This window comes from Delftia sp. 11MD, assembly GCF_050907895.1.
In the GTDB taxonomy this organism is placed as follows: domain Bacteria; phylum Pseudomonadota; class Gammaproteobacteria; order Burkholderiales; family Burkholderiaceae_C; genus Comamonas; species Comamonas tsuruhatensis.
Genome location: NZ_CP194333.1, coordinates 4,219,586 through 4,233,084, shown reverse-complemented (window position 1 = coordinate 4,233,084; position 13,499 = coordinate 4,219,586). Strand labels below are relative to the sequence as shown.

The 13,499-nt window shown below is 68.5% G+C and carries 15 protein-coding genes; 8 read left to right on the top strand and 7 right to left on the bottom strand.

The window, feature by feature from the left end; translation table 11 throughout:
* Positions 1-54: 54 nt before the first annotated feature.
* Positions 55-963 carry a LysR family transcriptional regulator gene (locus ACRSCF_RS19220; protein WP_016445247.1) on the bottom strand — a complete coding sequence of 303 codons (909 nt, stop codon included), beginning with the start codon at positions 961-963 and terminating at the stop codon, positions 55-57.
* 116 nt (positions 964-1,079) lie between these two features.
* Between ACRSCF_RS19220 and ACRSCF_RS19215 the strand changes: the two genes are divergently transcribed.
* The 4 genes from ACRSCF_RS19215 to ACRSCF_RS19200 all read left to right on the top strand — a co-directional run bounded on the left by ACRSCF_RS19215 (position 1,080) and on the right by ACRSCF_RS19200 (position 5,258).
* Complete coding sequence (locus ACRSCF_RS19215; protein ID WP_016445248.1) at positions 1,080-2,567, top strand: amidase; 1,488 nt, start codon at positions 1,080-1,082, stop codon at positions 2,565-2,567.
* A gap of 73 nt (positions 2,568-2,640) precedes the next feature.
* Entirely contained in the window at positions 2,641-3,627 is a 987-nt protein-coding gene (locus tag ACRSCF_RS19210) for a Bug family tripartite tricarboxylate transporter substrate binding protein (protein ID WP_047472522.1), read from the top strand.
* A gap of 180 nt (positions 3,628-3,807) precedes the next feature.
* On the top strand, positions 3,808-5,004 hold the full coding sequence (locus ACRSCF_RS19205) for a PLP-dependent aminotransferase family protein (protein WP_244386364.1): 1,197 nt from the start codon (positions 3,808-3,810) through the stop codon (positions 5,002-5,004).
* On the top strand, positions 5,001-5,258 hold the full coding sequence (locus tag ACRSCF_RS19200) for a SlyX family protein (protein WP_034363106.1): 258 nt from the start codon (positions 5,001-5,003) through the stop codon (positions 5,256-5,258). Before ACRSCF_RS19205 ends, ACRSCF_RS19200 begins: the two co-directional genes overlap by 4 nt.
* Before the next feature lie 52 nt (positions 5,259-5,310).
* Here ACRSCF_RS19200 and ACRSCF_RS19195 read toward each other — a convergent pair whose 3' ends face one another.
* The 3 genes from ACRSCF_RS19195 to ACRSCF_RS19185 all read right to left on the bottom strand — a co-directional run bounded on the left by ACRSCF_RS19195 (position 5,311) and on the right by ACRSCF_RS19185 (position 8,106).
* On the bottom strand, positions 5,311-5,445 hold the full coding sequence (locus tag ACRSCF_RS19195) for a DUF3149 domain-containing protein (RefSeq protein WP_016445252.1): 135 nt from the start codon (positions 5,443-5,445) through the stop codon (positions 5,311-5,313).
* A 208-nt stretch (positions 5,446-5,653) separates the two neighbouring features.
* A complete protein-coding gene (locus tag ACRSCF_RS19190; RefSeq protein WP_034363109.1) occupies positions 5,654-7,081 on the bottom strand; it encodes a M20 family metallopeptidase in 1,428 nt (475 codons plus the stop codon).
* Positions 7,078-8,106 carry a tripartite tricarboxylate transporter substrate binding protein BugE gene (locus tag ACRSCF_RS19185; protein ID WP_046240331.1) on the bottom strand — a complete coding sequence of 343 codons (1,029 nt, stop codon included), beginning with the start codon at positions 8,104-8,106 and terminating at the stop codon, positions 7,078-7,080. The genes ACRSCF_RS19190 and ACRSCF_RS19185 overlap by 4 nt, the downstream gene beginning before the upstream one ends.
* 189 nt (positions 8,107-8,295) lie before the next feature.
* Between ACRSCF_RS19185 and ACRSCF_RS19180 the strand changes: the two genes are divergently transcribed.
* Entirely contained in the window at positions 8,296-9,285 is a 990-nt protein-coding gene (locus ACRSCF_RS19180) for a LysR family transcriptional regulator (protein WP_016453034.1), read from the top strand.
* A gap of 109 nt (positions 9,286-9,394) precedes the next feature.
* Complete coding sequence (locus tag ACRSCF_RS19175; protein WP_016445256.1) at positions 9,395-9,943, top strand: DUF2721 domain-containing protein; 549 nt, start codon at positions 9,395-9,397, stop codon at positions 9,941-9,943.
* Between the two features lie 28 nt (positions 9,944-9,971).
* On the opposite strand, the gene ACRSCF_RS19170 is transcribed toward ACRSCF_RS19175, so the two are convergent.
* Positions 9,972-10,877, bottom strand: coding sequence for an HTH-type transcriptional regulator ArgP (locus tag ACRSCF_RS19170; protein WP_017404434.1), 906 nt, complete (start codon positions 10,875-10,877; stop codon positions 9,972-9,974).
* 71 nt (positions 10,878-10,948) lie between these two features.
* On the opposite strand from ACRSCF_RS19170, the gene ACRSCF_RS19165 reads away from it, so the two are divergent.
* Entirely contained in the window at positions 10,949-11,599 is a 651-nt protein-coding gene (locus tag ACRSCF_RS19165; protein ID WP_016445258.1) for a LysE/ArgO family amino acid transporter, read from the top strand.
* Positions 11,600-11,629: 30 nt separating this feature from the next.
* Here ACRSCF_RS19165 and ACRSCF_RS19160 read toward each other — a convergent pair whose 3' ends face one another.
* On the bottom strand, positions 11,630-11,938 hold the full coding sequence (locus ACRSCF_RS19160; RefSeq protein WP_016445259.1) for a hypothetical protein: 309 nt from the start codon (positions 11,936-11,938) through the stop codon (positions 11,630-11,632).
* Between the two features lie 56 nt (positions 11,939-11,994).
* Complete coding sequence (locus ACRSCF_RS19155; RefSeq protein WP_016445260.1) at positions 11,995-12,483, bottom strand: Lrp/AsnC family transcriptional regulator; 489 nt, start codon at positions 12,481-12,483, stop codon at positions 11,995-11,997.
* A 97-nt stretch (positions 12,484-12,580) separates the two neighbouring features.
* Between ACRSCF_RS19155 and ACRSCF_RS19150 the strand changes: the two genes are divergently transcribed.
* On the top strand, positions 12,581-13,483 hold the full coding sequence (locus tag ACRSCF_RS19150) for an EamA family transporter (protein ID WP_016445261.1): 903 nt from the start codon (positions 12,581-12,583) through the stop codon (positions 13,481-13,483).
* The last annotated feature ends 16 nt before the right edge of the window (positions 13,484-13,499 follow it).

Here is a 13,499-nt window from a genome sequence, read left to right as displayed (position 1 = left end):
CCCGGCCTGCAGTCCATCCCTTCCGTCTTTCTCTGCTTCTTCTACTTCGTCTTCCTACCCGGGAGGCAGCAGCTCCCGCAGATGCTCCACGAAGGCCCGCACGCCCTTGGACAGCGTGCGGCCTGCCAGCGTCTGCAGCTCGATGGCGCGTGCATTCATGCCGCGTTCGCGTATGGGCACCGCATGCAGTTCGCCACGGCGCACACGCTCGCGCATGGTGACCTCACCACCCAATGACAGGCCGCCGCCATGCAGCACGAAGTGCACCAGGGTCTCGAACTGGCCGCTGACCAGGGCAGGCTCGAACACCAGGCGCCGGTGGCTGCAGGCAATGTCGAACAGCTGGCGCGCGGTGTTGGCGTCCTCGGGCAGGGCAATGGCATGGGGATGCATCTGGGCCAGGGTGATGCTGGCATGCCGGGCCAGTGCGTGGTCGGGCCGCATGATGGCAACCACGGGCGAGACCTGGCGGTGCCAGACCTCGATATCGCGTGCCGCCGCACGGCTGTAGGTCAGGCCGACATCGGCCTCGCCGCCCAGCACGGCCTGGGTCACGGCGGCAGGCGCTTCCACGCGCAGGTGGAACTGCATGCCCGGGTACTGTTCACGAAACAGCGCCATGGCGCGCGGCAGGAATTCGATGGCAAAGCCGCCCGAGCTGCACACGCGCACCACGCCCCGGCGCAGGCCCTGCAGGGCCTCGATGTCCGAGACCACGCGGTCGGCCTCCAGCGCACCGCGGCGCGCGTGGGCGGCCAGCAGCTCGCCTGCCGGGCTGGGTGCCATGCCGCGCGGGCGGCGCTCGAACAGCGGCACGCCCAGCATCTCTTCCAGACCGGCGACCTGGCGGCTCACTGCCGAGGGCGAGACGTTGAGCCGCGCGGCGGCATCGCTGACCGAGCCGCTGCGCACCACTTCGAGAAAGTAGCGCAGGGCCGTGTCCTGAAGGCGGTTGGAAAGCATGTGGCTCCCATTTATGGTTTGCGGAAAACGCAACGATAAGCCGAGAAAATGGCGATTGTCGAAATATTTGCGCCTGCTTATGCTGACTTCGTTCTGTCACAAAAACGAGGAAATCCATGGAGTCAAGCACAAGCGCCGCTGCGCTGCAGCCGGGTCTGGCCACCGGGGGCGGTGCCGTGGTGGAGATGTCGGCCGTCGCGCTGTCCAAGGCCATCCACGGCCGCGAGCTGTCCTGCCTGGAAGTGCTGGATGCCTACTGCGCCCAGATCGACCGGCTCAACCCCGTGGTCAATGCGCTGGTGGCTCCGCTGGACCGGGACTGGCTGCGCGGCCGCTCCCGCGAGCTGGATACGCTGCTGGCGCGCGGCCAGAGCCTGGGGCCGCTGCACGGCTTTCCGCAGGCGCCCAAGGACATCATGCCGGCCGCAGGCATGGTCACGACCAAGGGATCGCCGATCTTCGCGAACCAGCTGTCGCAGGCCGATTGCGTGGTGTTCGAGCGCATGCGCGCAGGCGGTGCGCTCTTCGTGGCACGCAGCAATTCGCCCGAGTTCGGCCTGGGCGGCCATACCTACAACCCGGTCTACGGGACCACGCGCAATGCCTTCGATCCTTCGCGATCGGCAGGCGGCAGCAGCGGCGGGGCGGGCGTGGCCGTGGCGCTGCGCATGCTGCCCGTGGCCGATGGCTCGGACATGATGGGCTCGCTGCGCACGCCGGCCGCCTTCAACCATGTCTACGGACTGCGCACCTCGGTGGGCTGCGTGCCGCATGGCCCCTCGGAAGAGGTGTTCTTCCAGCAGTTCAGCGTCGCCGGCCCCATGGCGCGCGACATCCCCGACCTGGCCCTGCTGCTGTCCGTGCAGGCAGGCTTTGATGCGCGCCTGCCGCTGACCCGCCGCAGCGAGCCGCCCCAGGACTGGACCGCCCAGCTGCAGCGCGACTGCAAGGGCCTGCGCATCGGCTGGCTGGGGGACCTGGGCGGGCACCTGCCCACCGAGCCTGGCCTGCTGCAGACCTGCCGGGCGGCGCTGCAGCATTTCACGGCCGCAGGCTGCACGGTGGAGGAGGCCGTGCCGCAGTTCGATTTCGAGCGCCTGTGGCGCGCCTGGATCGACCTGCGCAGCTTCAGCGTGGCCGGCGCCAACGCCGCCTTGTACAACGATCCGGCCAAACGCGCCCTGCTCAAGCCCGAGGCCGTCTGGGAAATCGAGCGCGGCCTGGCGCTGCCGGCCATGGCCGTCTATGACGCGGCGCGCGTGCGCTCGGCCTGGTATGAAACATTGCGCCGCCTGTTCGACAGCTACGACTTTCTGGTGCTGCCCTCCGCCCAGGTCTTTCCCTTCGACGCAGCGCTGGACTGGCCTCACGCCGTGGACGGCCGTGAGATGGACACCTACCACCGCTGGATGCAGACCGTGGTGCCTGCCACCATGGCCGGCCTTCCGGCCCTGGCCGCGCCTGCGGGCTTCGGGCCGCAGGGCTTGCCTGCCGGGCTGCAGATCATCGGCCCGGCGCAGGCCGACCTGGCCGTGCTGCAGATCGGCCATGCCTATGACCAGGCCAGCGGCTTGTCGCGCGTGCGCAGCCCGCTGCTCGACTGAAGACTGACGACTGAATTGCCGCATTGAGCTGTTCCCAGGTTCCCGTTCCCTCGTTCCCCAGGAGATCCGTGCCATGGCCTTGTCCCGTTCCCGTTTTCTGTCGTGCCTGATGGCCGGCGCCGCTGTGCTTGCCTTGCCCTTGGCGCATGCCCAGGCCCAGTCCTACCCGGATCGCCCGATCAAGCTGGTCGTGCCCTTTGCGCCCGGCGGCGCCACCGACATCCTGGGCCGCCTGCTGGCCACATCGCTGGGAGAGCGTCTGGGCCAGCCCGTGGTGGTGGAAAACCGTCCCGGCGCGGGCACCGTGGTGGCGGGCGCGCTGGTGGCCAAGGCGCCGCCCGATGGCTACACGCTGCTGCTGGGCGCCAGCACCACGCTGACGCTGAACCCCGTGATCCGCAACCCGCTGCCCTACGATCCGCTGCGCAGCTTCACGCCGCTGGGCCTGGTGGCCGACATGGGGCTGGTGCTGGTGGCGCACAACGAAACGCCTGCACGCACCCTGCCTGAACTCGTGGCCCTGGCCAAGGCCGATCCGGACAAGCTGTCCTACGGCTCCTTCGGCACGGGATCCTCGGTGCACTTCGGCGGCGAAATGCTCAAGACCGCCACGGGCATGCGCATGGTGCATGTGCCCTTCAACGGCAGCTCGCCCAGCCTGACCGCGCTGATGGGCGGCCAGGTGCAGGTGGCCGTGGACACGGTGGTGGCCACCACGCCGCTGATCAAGGCCGGCAAGATCCGTCCCATCGCAGCGCTGGGCCCGCAGCGCCTGCCCCTGCTGCCCCAGGTGCCCACCGTGGCCGAAAGCGGCTACCCCGGCTTTGCCATGGACACCTGGTTTGCCTTCCTCGCACCGGCCGGCCTGCCCGCTCCCATCCAGAAGAAGCTGGAAAAGGCGCTGGCTGACACCATGGCCGAGCCGGCCATGAAGAAGAAGCTGGTGGACATCGGCCTGTCGCCCGCATGGGGTCCGGGCAGCGCGCTGCAGGAGCGCATCGAGCGCGAACTGCCGCAGATGCGCGCCGTGGCCGCCAGGGCCGACATCAAGGTGGATTGAACGCAGCTGCCTTCCGGGAAAGAGGGGGCAGAGATGGCGTCGTCCCCCTTGGGGGGCGCCGTGCAACGGGAAGGCGCGAAGCGACTCAGGGGACTTCTAATCGTGCAGGAAAGCTGCGGCAGGATTGGCGACAATGCAGGCTTCGCCTTTTCCATCGCATCGACAACGAGAATCCTGCCCATGCAATTCGCCGACCGTCTGAACAACGTAGAAACCTCCGCCATCCGCGAGCTGTTCAAGCTGCTGGGCAAGCCCGGCATCATCAGCTTCGCGGGTGGTTTTCCGGACAGCGCCATGTTCGACGTGGCCGGCATCAGCGCCGCCTCCCAGGCAGCGCTGCAGCAGGAGCCGGGCGCGGCGCTGCAGTACGGCGCCACCGAGGGCTACCAGCCGCTGCGCGAGCAGATCGCCGCCTTCATGGCCGGCAAGGGCGTGCGTGAGCTGGCCCCCGAGCAACTGGTGGTCACCACGGGCAGCCAGCAGGCGCTGGACCTACTGGGCAAGACCATGATCAACCCCGGCGACAAGGTCATCGTGGAAGGCCCGACCTTCCTGGCCACCATCCAGTGCTTTCGCCTGTACGGTGCGCAAGTCGTCAGCGCGCCCATCGATGCCGAAGGCGCCCAGGTCGATGCGCTGGAAAAGCTCATTGCCGAGCACCGCCCCAAGCTGGTCTACCTGATTCCCACCTTCGGCAATCCCAGCGGCGCCATGCTGAGCCTGGAGCGCCGCAAGAAAGTGCTGGAGCTGGCCGTCAAGTACCAGACCCTGGTGGTGGAAGACGATCCCTACGGCGACCTGTATTTTGGCGAGGCACCACCTCCCAGCCTGCTGGCCCTGTCCAGCCAGGTGCCCGGCAGCCGCGACTGGCTGGCCCATTGCGGCTCGCTGAGCAAGGTGCTCAGCCCCGGCCTGCGCATCGGCTGGCTGGTGGCCCCGCCCGAGCTGCTGGCCCGCGCCGTGATGTGCAAGCAGTTCAGCGACGCCCACACCAGCACCTTTGCCCAGGCCACGGCCGCGCAGTACCTGAAGTCCGGCGCCATGCCCGCCACGCTGGCCCATGTGCGCGAGGTCTATGCGCGCCGCGCCAAGGCCATGGGCGATGCGCTGCGCGAGCACCTCGGCGATGCCGTGGAATTCCTGCAGCCCCAGGGCGGCCTGTTCCTGTGGGTGCGCCTGACCGGCAAGGGCGGCGCGCTGGCCGATGCCGGCGAGCTGGCCAAGCGGGCCATCGCCCAGGGCGTGGCCTTTGTGCCGGGCGCGCCGTTCTTCGCGCAAAACCCCGATGCCACCAGCTTCCGCCTCTCGTTCGCCACGGCCGACGAGGACAAGATCCGCGAAGGCATCGCCCGCCTGGCCCAGGCGCTCAAGGCGTGAGCGTGGCTGGGGACAACGAGCGCAGGGGCGAACGCGACGAGGCCCAGGCCCTGCAGGCGCGCGTGATGGAGCTGGAGATCAAGGCCAGCTACACCGACGACCTGCTGGAGCAACTGAACCTGACCATCTACCGCCAGCAGCAGCAGATCGACCGGCTCCTGGACGAACTGCGCGACCTGCGCCGACGGGTGCCGGAGGGCGGGCCCGCCGGCGGTGCGACCCATCTGCGCGACGAGCTGCCCCCGCACTATTGAGTGCGCAGGGCTGCATGCGAATGCCCAGGCCAGGCCCTGCCTGGGCATCTTTTCATTCAAGCGGCTTGTTGGCCACGTGCTTCATCTTGCCCAGGAACAGGCGCAGGAAAAAGCCCGCCATGATCAGGATGAAGACGATGACGCCCAGGCTCATCAGCCCGTAGTCGGTGGAAAAGAGATCGATCATCAGCTTCACAAGTCCTCCTGTGGTTTGTAGGTATCGGTGGGGTCCCGATCCGACTATCGCCGTGGCATGGCGTGGAGGGCTTGTGATGGGTCAACGCGGCGGCGGGGCGGGTTTGCGGCAGCGCAAAGGGGCAAGCCCCTGCAAGCCCCTGCAAGCCCGGGAACTGGGCATGGGGTAGGAGTCGATCATCCAGGGCGAGCCAAGCCCATCACCCCCGCATGAACGGCAGGGGCACCTCCGCAGGAATCGGGCACGCATAGGGTCGGCCGCCGCGGCGCTCAAGCAGCTCCGCCTTGGCCTGGGCAATGCGTTCGGGCTGCTCCAGCAAGGCGATGGCCGTGGCCGCCAGCACCTGGGCGGCGCGCACCATGCCGGCGTGGGCCAGGCCGGACTGGCCTTGCGAGACCATCTGCCAGGAATGCAGCGGCGTGCCGAAGGCGTAGCAGGCCACCCAGGCCTGGACGGTGGGCGTGATCCAGCTCACATCGGCCACGTCGGTGGAGCCGAACAGGGTGTCCTCCACAGCGGGATCGTAGGGCGCCAGGCCCTCGAACACGGCCGGCACCTTGCCGCGCAGCACGCTGGCCAGCGGGCGGCTGACCTGGTCTACGTCATTGCTGTCCAGCGTGGCCTGGAAGTCGCCGGCCAGGCTGTGCAGTCCGGGGTCCACGCGCAGCGGGCCCAGGGCCTGCATCTGTTCGTACATGACCTGGTTCAGCGTGCGGTTCTGCAGCAGGTTGGAGCAGGCCTTGTCGAAGACGATCTCCAGCCGGCAATCCGTCATCAGCGCGGCGCCGCGCGCCACGTTCTGCACGCGCTCGTACAGTGCGGCCGCCTCGTGGTTGCGCGCGGCCCTCACCAGGTACAGCACCTCGGCGCGCGCCTGCACCACGTTGGGCGACAGGCCGCCCGAGTCGGTGATGGCGTAGTGCACGCGCGCATCGGTGGGCATGTGTTCGCGCAGGTAGTTCACGCCCACGTTCATCAGCTCCACGGCGTCGAGCGCGCTGCGGCCCAGGTGGGGGGAGTGCGCGGCATGCGAGGCCTTGCCGTGGAAGACGAACTTCGCCTGGATATTGGCCAGCGTGCTCTGGCTGAACACGCCGGAGAAGCTGGCCGGGTGCCAGGTCAGCGCCGTGTCCACATCGTCGAAGACCCCGGCGCGCGCCATGAAGGTCTTGCCCGATCCGCCTTCTTCGGCCGGGCAGCCGTAGTAGCGCACGCGCGCCTTGGCGCCGCTGCGGCGCAGGTGCTCCTGCAGCGCGATGGCCGCGAAATGCGCCGAGGTGCCCAGCAGGTGGTGGCCGCAGCCGTGGCCGGCCAGGCCCGGGCTGTCGGTGGACGGCGTGCAGACCAGGGCGCCGCTTTGCTGGTTCAGGCCCGACAGTGCGTCGTACTCGCCCAGGAACGCCAGCACCGGGCCCTCGTCGCCCCATTCGGCCAGAAAGGCGGTGGGAATGCCGGCCAGGGCGCGTGTGATGCGAAACCCGGCCTGCTCCAGCGCATCGATGTGCAGCTGGGCCGAAGCCGTCTCGGCATAGCGCAGCTCGGCCAGCGACCAGATGCTGTCGGCCAGGGCCGCCATGCGCGCGGACTGCTGCTGGAAGAAATCCTGGAGATGATCGACCGCGCTCATTCCGGCTTCACTCCTGCCTTGTCCAGCAGCGCCTTGTTGCGCTGCAGTTCGCTGACGATCTGGGCAGGGAAGCGGCCCTGGTCCATCTCGGTGACCGATGCGCCCAGCAGCTTCAGGTGCTTTTGCACCTCGGGCAGGCGCACGGCCTTTGTGGACGCTTCCTGCAACTGCCGGACGATGGCGGGCGGCGTGCCGGCCGGCACGACCAGGCCGAACCAGCTGATGCCCAGCTCGTTGAGCTGCGCATAGCCCAGTTCCTTGAAGGTGGGTACATCGGGCAGATCGGGCGAGCGGCTGTCGCCCGACAGTGCCACGGGGATGAGCTTGCCACCCTTGATCTGGGGCATGGCCGAAGGCAGCTGATCGGTCATCACCTGCACCATGCCCGCCAGGGCGTCGTTGAGCGCCGGGCCGTTGCCGCGATAGGGCACGATCTGGATCTGGGTCTTCATGGTCTCGTTGAAGGACGCCACCATCAGATGGCCCAGCGTGCCCAGGCCCGGCACGCCCGCACTGTAGGCGCCGGGCTGGGCGCGCAGCCTGGCCAGGAACCCCGCGAAATCCTTGACGCCCATCTTGGGATGGACCATGTAGACCGATGGCATGGTCACCAGGTTGGCCACGGGCAGGAGCCTGCCTTCCAGCCTGGCGGCGCGCGTATACAGCGAAGGGTTGATGGTGGCCGTGCTCACCGTGGCCATGCCGATGGTGTATCCGTCTGGCGCCGCCTGGGCAATGCTTTCGGTACCGATCAGGCCACCCGCGCCGGCCTTGTTGTCCACCACCACGGGCTGGCCCAGCGTGCTGCGCAGGCCTTCGGCGATCACGCGCGCGACGATGTCGGTGGAGCCGCCGGCCGCAAAGGGCACGATGAGCTTGACGGGCTTGCTCGGATAGGCGTCGGCCGCATGGGCCGTGCGGGCCAGGGTGAGGCCGCACAGCGCGGCGCAAAGGCCCGCGCCCAGGGAAAGCAGGGTGCGGCGCGGCAGGTGAGAGAGAGGCTGTAAGAGGGGCTTGGCTTGCATGGCATGGACTCCATCGACGGGGAGGGAGCCGCAGCCTGGGCCGTGCCGGCTCCCGATGCAGGCGACTATAGAAATCCTGCCGCCCGCGTGGGCCACGGTATTTGTGCCAAGCTATAAGCCGTTCCGATAGCTTGCCCTTTGCCGCCTGTGGCGCGCCAGGGCCTGCCTGGGGAAAACACCAAGATTCCCATGAGCCACGATTTTGACGACCGCGAAGGCCTGGACGATGCGGCCACGCCCCAGGGCCGGCTGCTGTTCTCGCGCCTGACCAAGCATGTGCGCCTGCGCCAGCTGCAGCTGCTGGTGGCGCTGCAGCAATGCGGCTCGGTGGTGCAGGCCGCCGCCACGCTGCACATGAGCCAGTCGGCCGCCACCCAGGCGCTGGCCGAGATGGAGCGCGTGCTCGACATCCGCCTGTTCGAGCGGCATGCGCGCGGCATACGCCCCACGCTGGCCGGCCAGACCCTGGTGGACACGGTGCGCGGCGTGCTGGCCGCGCTGGAGGAGGTGGCGGAATCGCTGGCCGCCATTCGCCGGGGCGCCGCGGCCGCGCTGCGCCTGGGCGCCATTCCGGCGGCGGCCCTGGCCATTCTTTCGCCCCTGCTGGCGCGGTTCTATGCCGAACACCCCGAGGTGCATGTCGATGTGCACGAAGACGCCAGCACCCGGCTGCTGTCCCAGCTGCTGGGCGGCGGGCTGGACGCGGTGTTCTGCCGCGAGCCGGCGCTGCTGCCCGGCCCCTTCGTCTTCGAGCCGCTGCTGGCCGACACGGCCGTGGTGGTGGCCGCACGCTCGCATGCACTGGCCGGGCGCCGTGGCGTGCCGCTGCAGGCCTTGACCGGCGCGCGCTGGGTACTGCCCACGGCCAACATCGCCGTGCGCGGGATTTTCGAGGCCGAGGTGCTCCAGGCACTGCCCGATGCGCCCTGGTTTCCTGTCTCCACCGTTTCCCTGCCGATACTGGAGGGCCTGTTGAGCCAGCCCGGCGCCGTGGCCCTGGTGCCGTTGAGCATCGCGCCGGGCCTGCAGACCCATGCGCGCGTGTGCCGGCTCGACGTGCAGCTGACGGGCCGGCTGGCGCCGCTGGGCGTGGTCCGCCGCCGCGACCGGGCGCCCGCCCTGCTGGACCAGATGCTTTCGCTGTGCGCGCAGGTTCTGCCGGCACCCCCGGCGCGCTGAAAGCGGGCGGCATGGCTTCTTGCGGCCCCCGGTTGCGGCCACAATACTGTCCGCGCGAAAACACGGCAGCACGGCCGGACCAGACAACAGAAAGCACGCAGAGGACCGCATGATCAATTGGTCGCTAGACGCCGATACCGTCACCCACAGCATCCAGCTGGCGCTGGCGCCGGTGTTCTTCCTGACGGCCGTGGCCGGCATGATAGGCGCCGTGGCCGGGCGGCTGGCCCGCATCATCGACCGCGCGCGCAAGCTGGAGGAACTGCTGCGCACGCCGCAGGAGGAGGAATTCATCGCGCGCAGCCTGACCGAGCTGCACTTTCTGCGCAAGCGCGGCCGGCTGGCCAATGTCTGCATAGGGCTGCTGACCGTCTGCGGCTTTTGCATCGGCCTGACCATTGCCCTGCTGTTCCTGGGCGAGGCCTACGGCATCAACGGCCATGGCTATGCGGTGCTGGGCTTTCTGTTCGGCGTGCTGATGTTTCTCTCGGCCCTGGCCTGCTTTCTCTGGGAAACCATCATGGCCACCAGCCTGCTGGACTTCCACACCCTGACCCGCGTGCGCGCGGCCGTGCGCACCATACAGCGGCCGGAACGCAACGACCAGGCCCAGGCTGAGCCGTCCACCCCGGCAGACGACACCGGCCGCCAGCCCTGAGCCGGGCGCGGACGGCGCCGCCGCCCCCTCACTCCATCGGGTCAAGACAGGCGGCTGCCGCCTGGATCACGCAGTCCGTCAGCCGCTGCAGGCTGGCCTGCGCATTGCGCGCATGGGCCCAGTACATGGGAATGTCCAGATCGTTGCCGGGCAGCAGCTCCACCAGGCTGCCTTCGGCCAGTTGCGCGCCGATCATCAGCGGCGGGTGCATGCCCCAGCCCATGCCCAGCTCGCAGGCCCGCGTATAGCCCTGGTTGGACGGCAGAAAGTGGCGCGGCGTGCTGCGCCGGCCTTCCGCGCCCAGGCGCTGCAGCCACTGGTCCTGCAGGCTGTCCTTGCGGCCGTAGCTCATCATGGGCGTGCGTGCCATGGCCTCGGGCGTGATGCCGTCCTTCAGGTAGCGGCGGATGAAATCGGGACTGGCGGCCGCCACGTAGCGCATGCGTCCCAGCGGCCAGGTGTTGCAGCCCGGAATGGCCGAGGACGTGGCCGTGACGGCGGCCAGCACCTCGCCCTCGCGGATGCGCTTGGCCGTGTGGTCCTGGTCGTCGATGCTGATGTCCAGCAGCTCGTTGCCGTCGCGCGTGAAGGCGGACATGGCGTCCATGAACCAGGTGGACAGCGAGTCGGCATTGACGGCCAGCTTGAGCGTGGGCAGGGCCGTCTGGCCCTCGGGCACCAGTTCGGGGTTCTTGCGGCGCAGGTCGTTTTCCAGCAGGGCGACCTGCTCCACATGCAGGCACAGGCGGCGGCCTGCCTCCGTGCCTGAACAGGGCTGGCCGCGCAGCACCAGCACCTGGCCCACGCGCTCTTCCAGCAGCTTGATGCGCTGGGAGACGGCCGAGGGCGTGACGTGCAGCTTGCGCGCCGCGCGTTCGAAGCTGCCTTCGCGCACCACGGCTGCCAGGGCTTCGAGTCCGGCGTAGTCGAGCATTTAGATATTCTTCATTTGATTGAGTAAATGTAATTTTACTTAACCATTTGCGAGCCAGACAATCCCTGCCCATGTGGACTGCAAATGTTTCTTCTTCCTGGCTGGCGGGCTTCACGGTCTGCCTGTCGCTCATCGTCTCCATCGGAGCCCAGAACCTGTATGTGCTGCGCCAGGCCGTGCACGGCCAGCATGTACGCGCCTGCGTGGCATGGTGCGTGGTCAGCGACGTGGTGCTCATCGGCCTGGGCGTGGCGGGCATGGCCCGGCTGCTGGGCGACAACCCCGATCTGGCCCGCTACCTGACCCTGGGCGGCGCCCTGTTCCTGCTGGCCTACGGCCTGATGGCGCTGTGGCGCATGGCCATGGCGCCCGATGCGCAGCTGGCCGCCTCGGGCGGGCAGCTGGCGCCGCGCGGCCTGCTGGGCGTGGTCTCCACGCTGGCCGTGATCACCTTGTTCAACCCCCATGTCTATCTGGACACGGTGCTGCTGATGGGCTCCATCGGCGCGCGCCAGGAAGGCGCGCTCAAATGGGTGTATGTGATTGGCGCCGCTTCGGCCAGCCTGTCATGGTTCGTGCTGCTGGCCTTTGCAGGCCGCCGCCTCAGGCGCCTGTTCGAGAAGCCGCGTGCCTGGCGGATTCTCGATGGCCTGACGGGGGTGATGATGCTGGCGCTGGCCTGGTGGGTGGCCGGCAGCGTCTGGGCGCCGGCCGGGGCCTGAGCCGGCCTGAGCCGGCCAGAGGCGGCAGGCTCAGCCCGCCGCCTGCTCCGGCTCCGGTGCCCAGGTGCCCACGGCCTCGATGAGGTTCCAGCTGTTGCACTCGATGCAGTAGTGGCCGGTGGTGCCGGTCTTCTGGCTCTCGGCCTCGATCACCACGCGGTGACCATGGCGCTGGGCCGGCGACAGCGGACGGATCTTGTCGTACTTGAACTGCTCTGCCAGATCGCCGCGAAAGGCGATGGTGATGCGGTCGCGCTTGGGGAAATAGTCGTTCTCGTACTTGTCGAGGGTGCGGATGGCCACCAGATTGGCCATGCTGTCCGGATGCGGTGCGCTCATTGAAGTCTCCCTGCCTGTGATGGCGTTCTATGTTCAAATCGATCTGATGACGGTGGTCAGGCATCCGTGGCTTGCGGCTGCAGCGGTAGCTGCAGCCCGGTCTTGACGCGTTCCAGCGCTATCGAGGTGGTGTAGCGCCGGATGTTGTCGTCCCCCGCAAACAGCCGAGCCGCCAGCGCCTGGTACTCCTCCATATCGGCAGCCGTGACGATCAATGAATAGTCGGCTTCACCGGTCACGTAATAACACTGCTGTACCGCGTCCTCCCGATCCACGCGTGCGCGAAAGGCCTGCGACAGATCGGGGCGCTCGTTGACCAGCTGCACGTTGATGAGCACGGTCAGCGGCCGGCCTATGCGCGCCGGATCGACCACGGCCACGTTGGCCGCGATCACGCCCAGCTCCTGCAGCCGCTTGATGCGCCGCTGCACGGCCGGCGCGGAAAGGTGCACGCGCTCGGCGATGAGGCGCTGTGGCGTGAGGTTGTCGCGCTGCATCACGTCGAGAATGGCGCGGTCGAAGGAGTCCAGGGCGATGGCGGGCATGGGCGGCTGGCGGCGAGAAGAGGAAAAGAGCGAATATTGCGTGAAGCGGCTCAAAAACGAGCTGTTTGCGCGGTGCGCTTGCAATATCGTACGCGCCATGACAACAAACATCACATGGAACCGCGCTTGGCCGCTGCTGGCCGTGCTGGGCTCGGTGACAGCGCTGGGCGTGGGAACGTCACTGGCCAAGCAGCTTTTTCCGGTGCTGGGCGCCCAGGGCACCTCGGCATTGCGCGTGGGCTTTGCCGCGCTGATCCTGGTGGCCATCTGGCGGCCCTGGCGCTGGACGCTGGCGCGGCCGCAGGCCTGGGCGCTGCTGCGTTTCGGCGTGGCGCTGGGCGCCATGAACCTGCTGTTCTACATGGCGCTGCGCACCATTCCCTTCGGCCTGGCCGTGGCCATCGAGTTCTCGGGGCCGCTGGCCGTGGCCATCTACCACTCGCGCCGGCCCGTGGATTTTGTCTGGCTGGCGCTGGCGGTGGCGGGGCTGGCCCTGATCCTGCCCATAGGCGGTGCCAGCGCCGGCGCCCTGGTGCTGGAGCCCGTGGGCATTGCCTGCGCCGTGGGCGCGGCCATCTGCTGGGCGCTGTACATCCTGCTGGGCCAGCGGCTGGGCAGCATTCCCAGCGGCCAGGCCGTGTCGCTGGGCCTGGTGTTCGCCGCCATGGTGGTGGTGCCCTTCGGCGTGGCCGAGGCGGGGGCCAAGCTGCTGCAGCCATCCATACTTCTTTTCGGGTTGATGGTTGCGGCCATCTCCAGCGCCTTGCCCTACACGCTGGAGATGATGGCGCTGCGCCGCCTGCCGCCCGCCACCTTCGGCATCGCGCTGGCAACGGAGCCCGCGATAGCCGCCCTCATGGGCATGCTGCTGCTGCATGAGCAACTGGTGGGAACGCAGTGGCTGGCCATTGCCTGCATCATGGGCGCGGCCATGGGCAGCGCCATCACGCGGCCGGCTGCTGCGGCCAAGGCGCCGGCGGAGGTGGCCTCCGCAGGCTGAGGCAAGGAATGCCAGC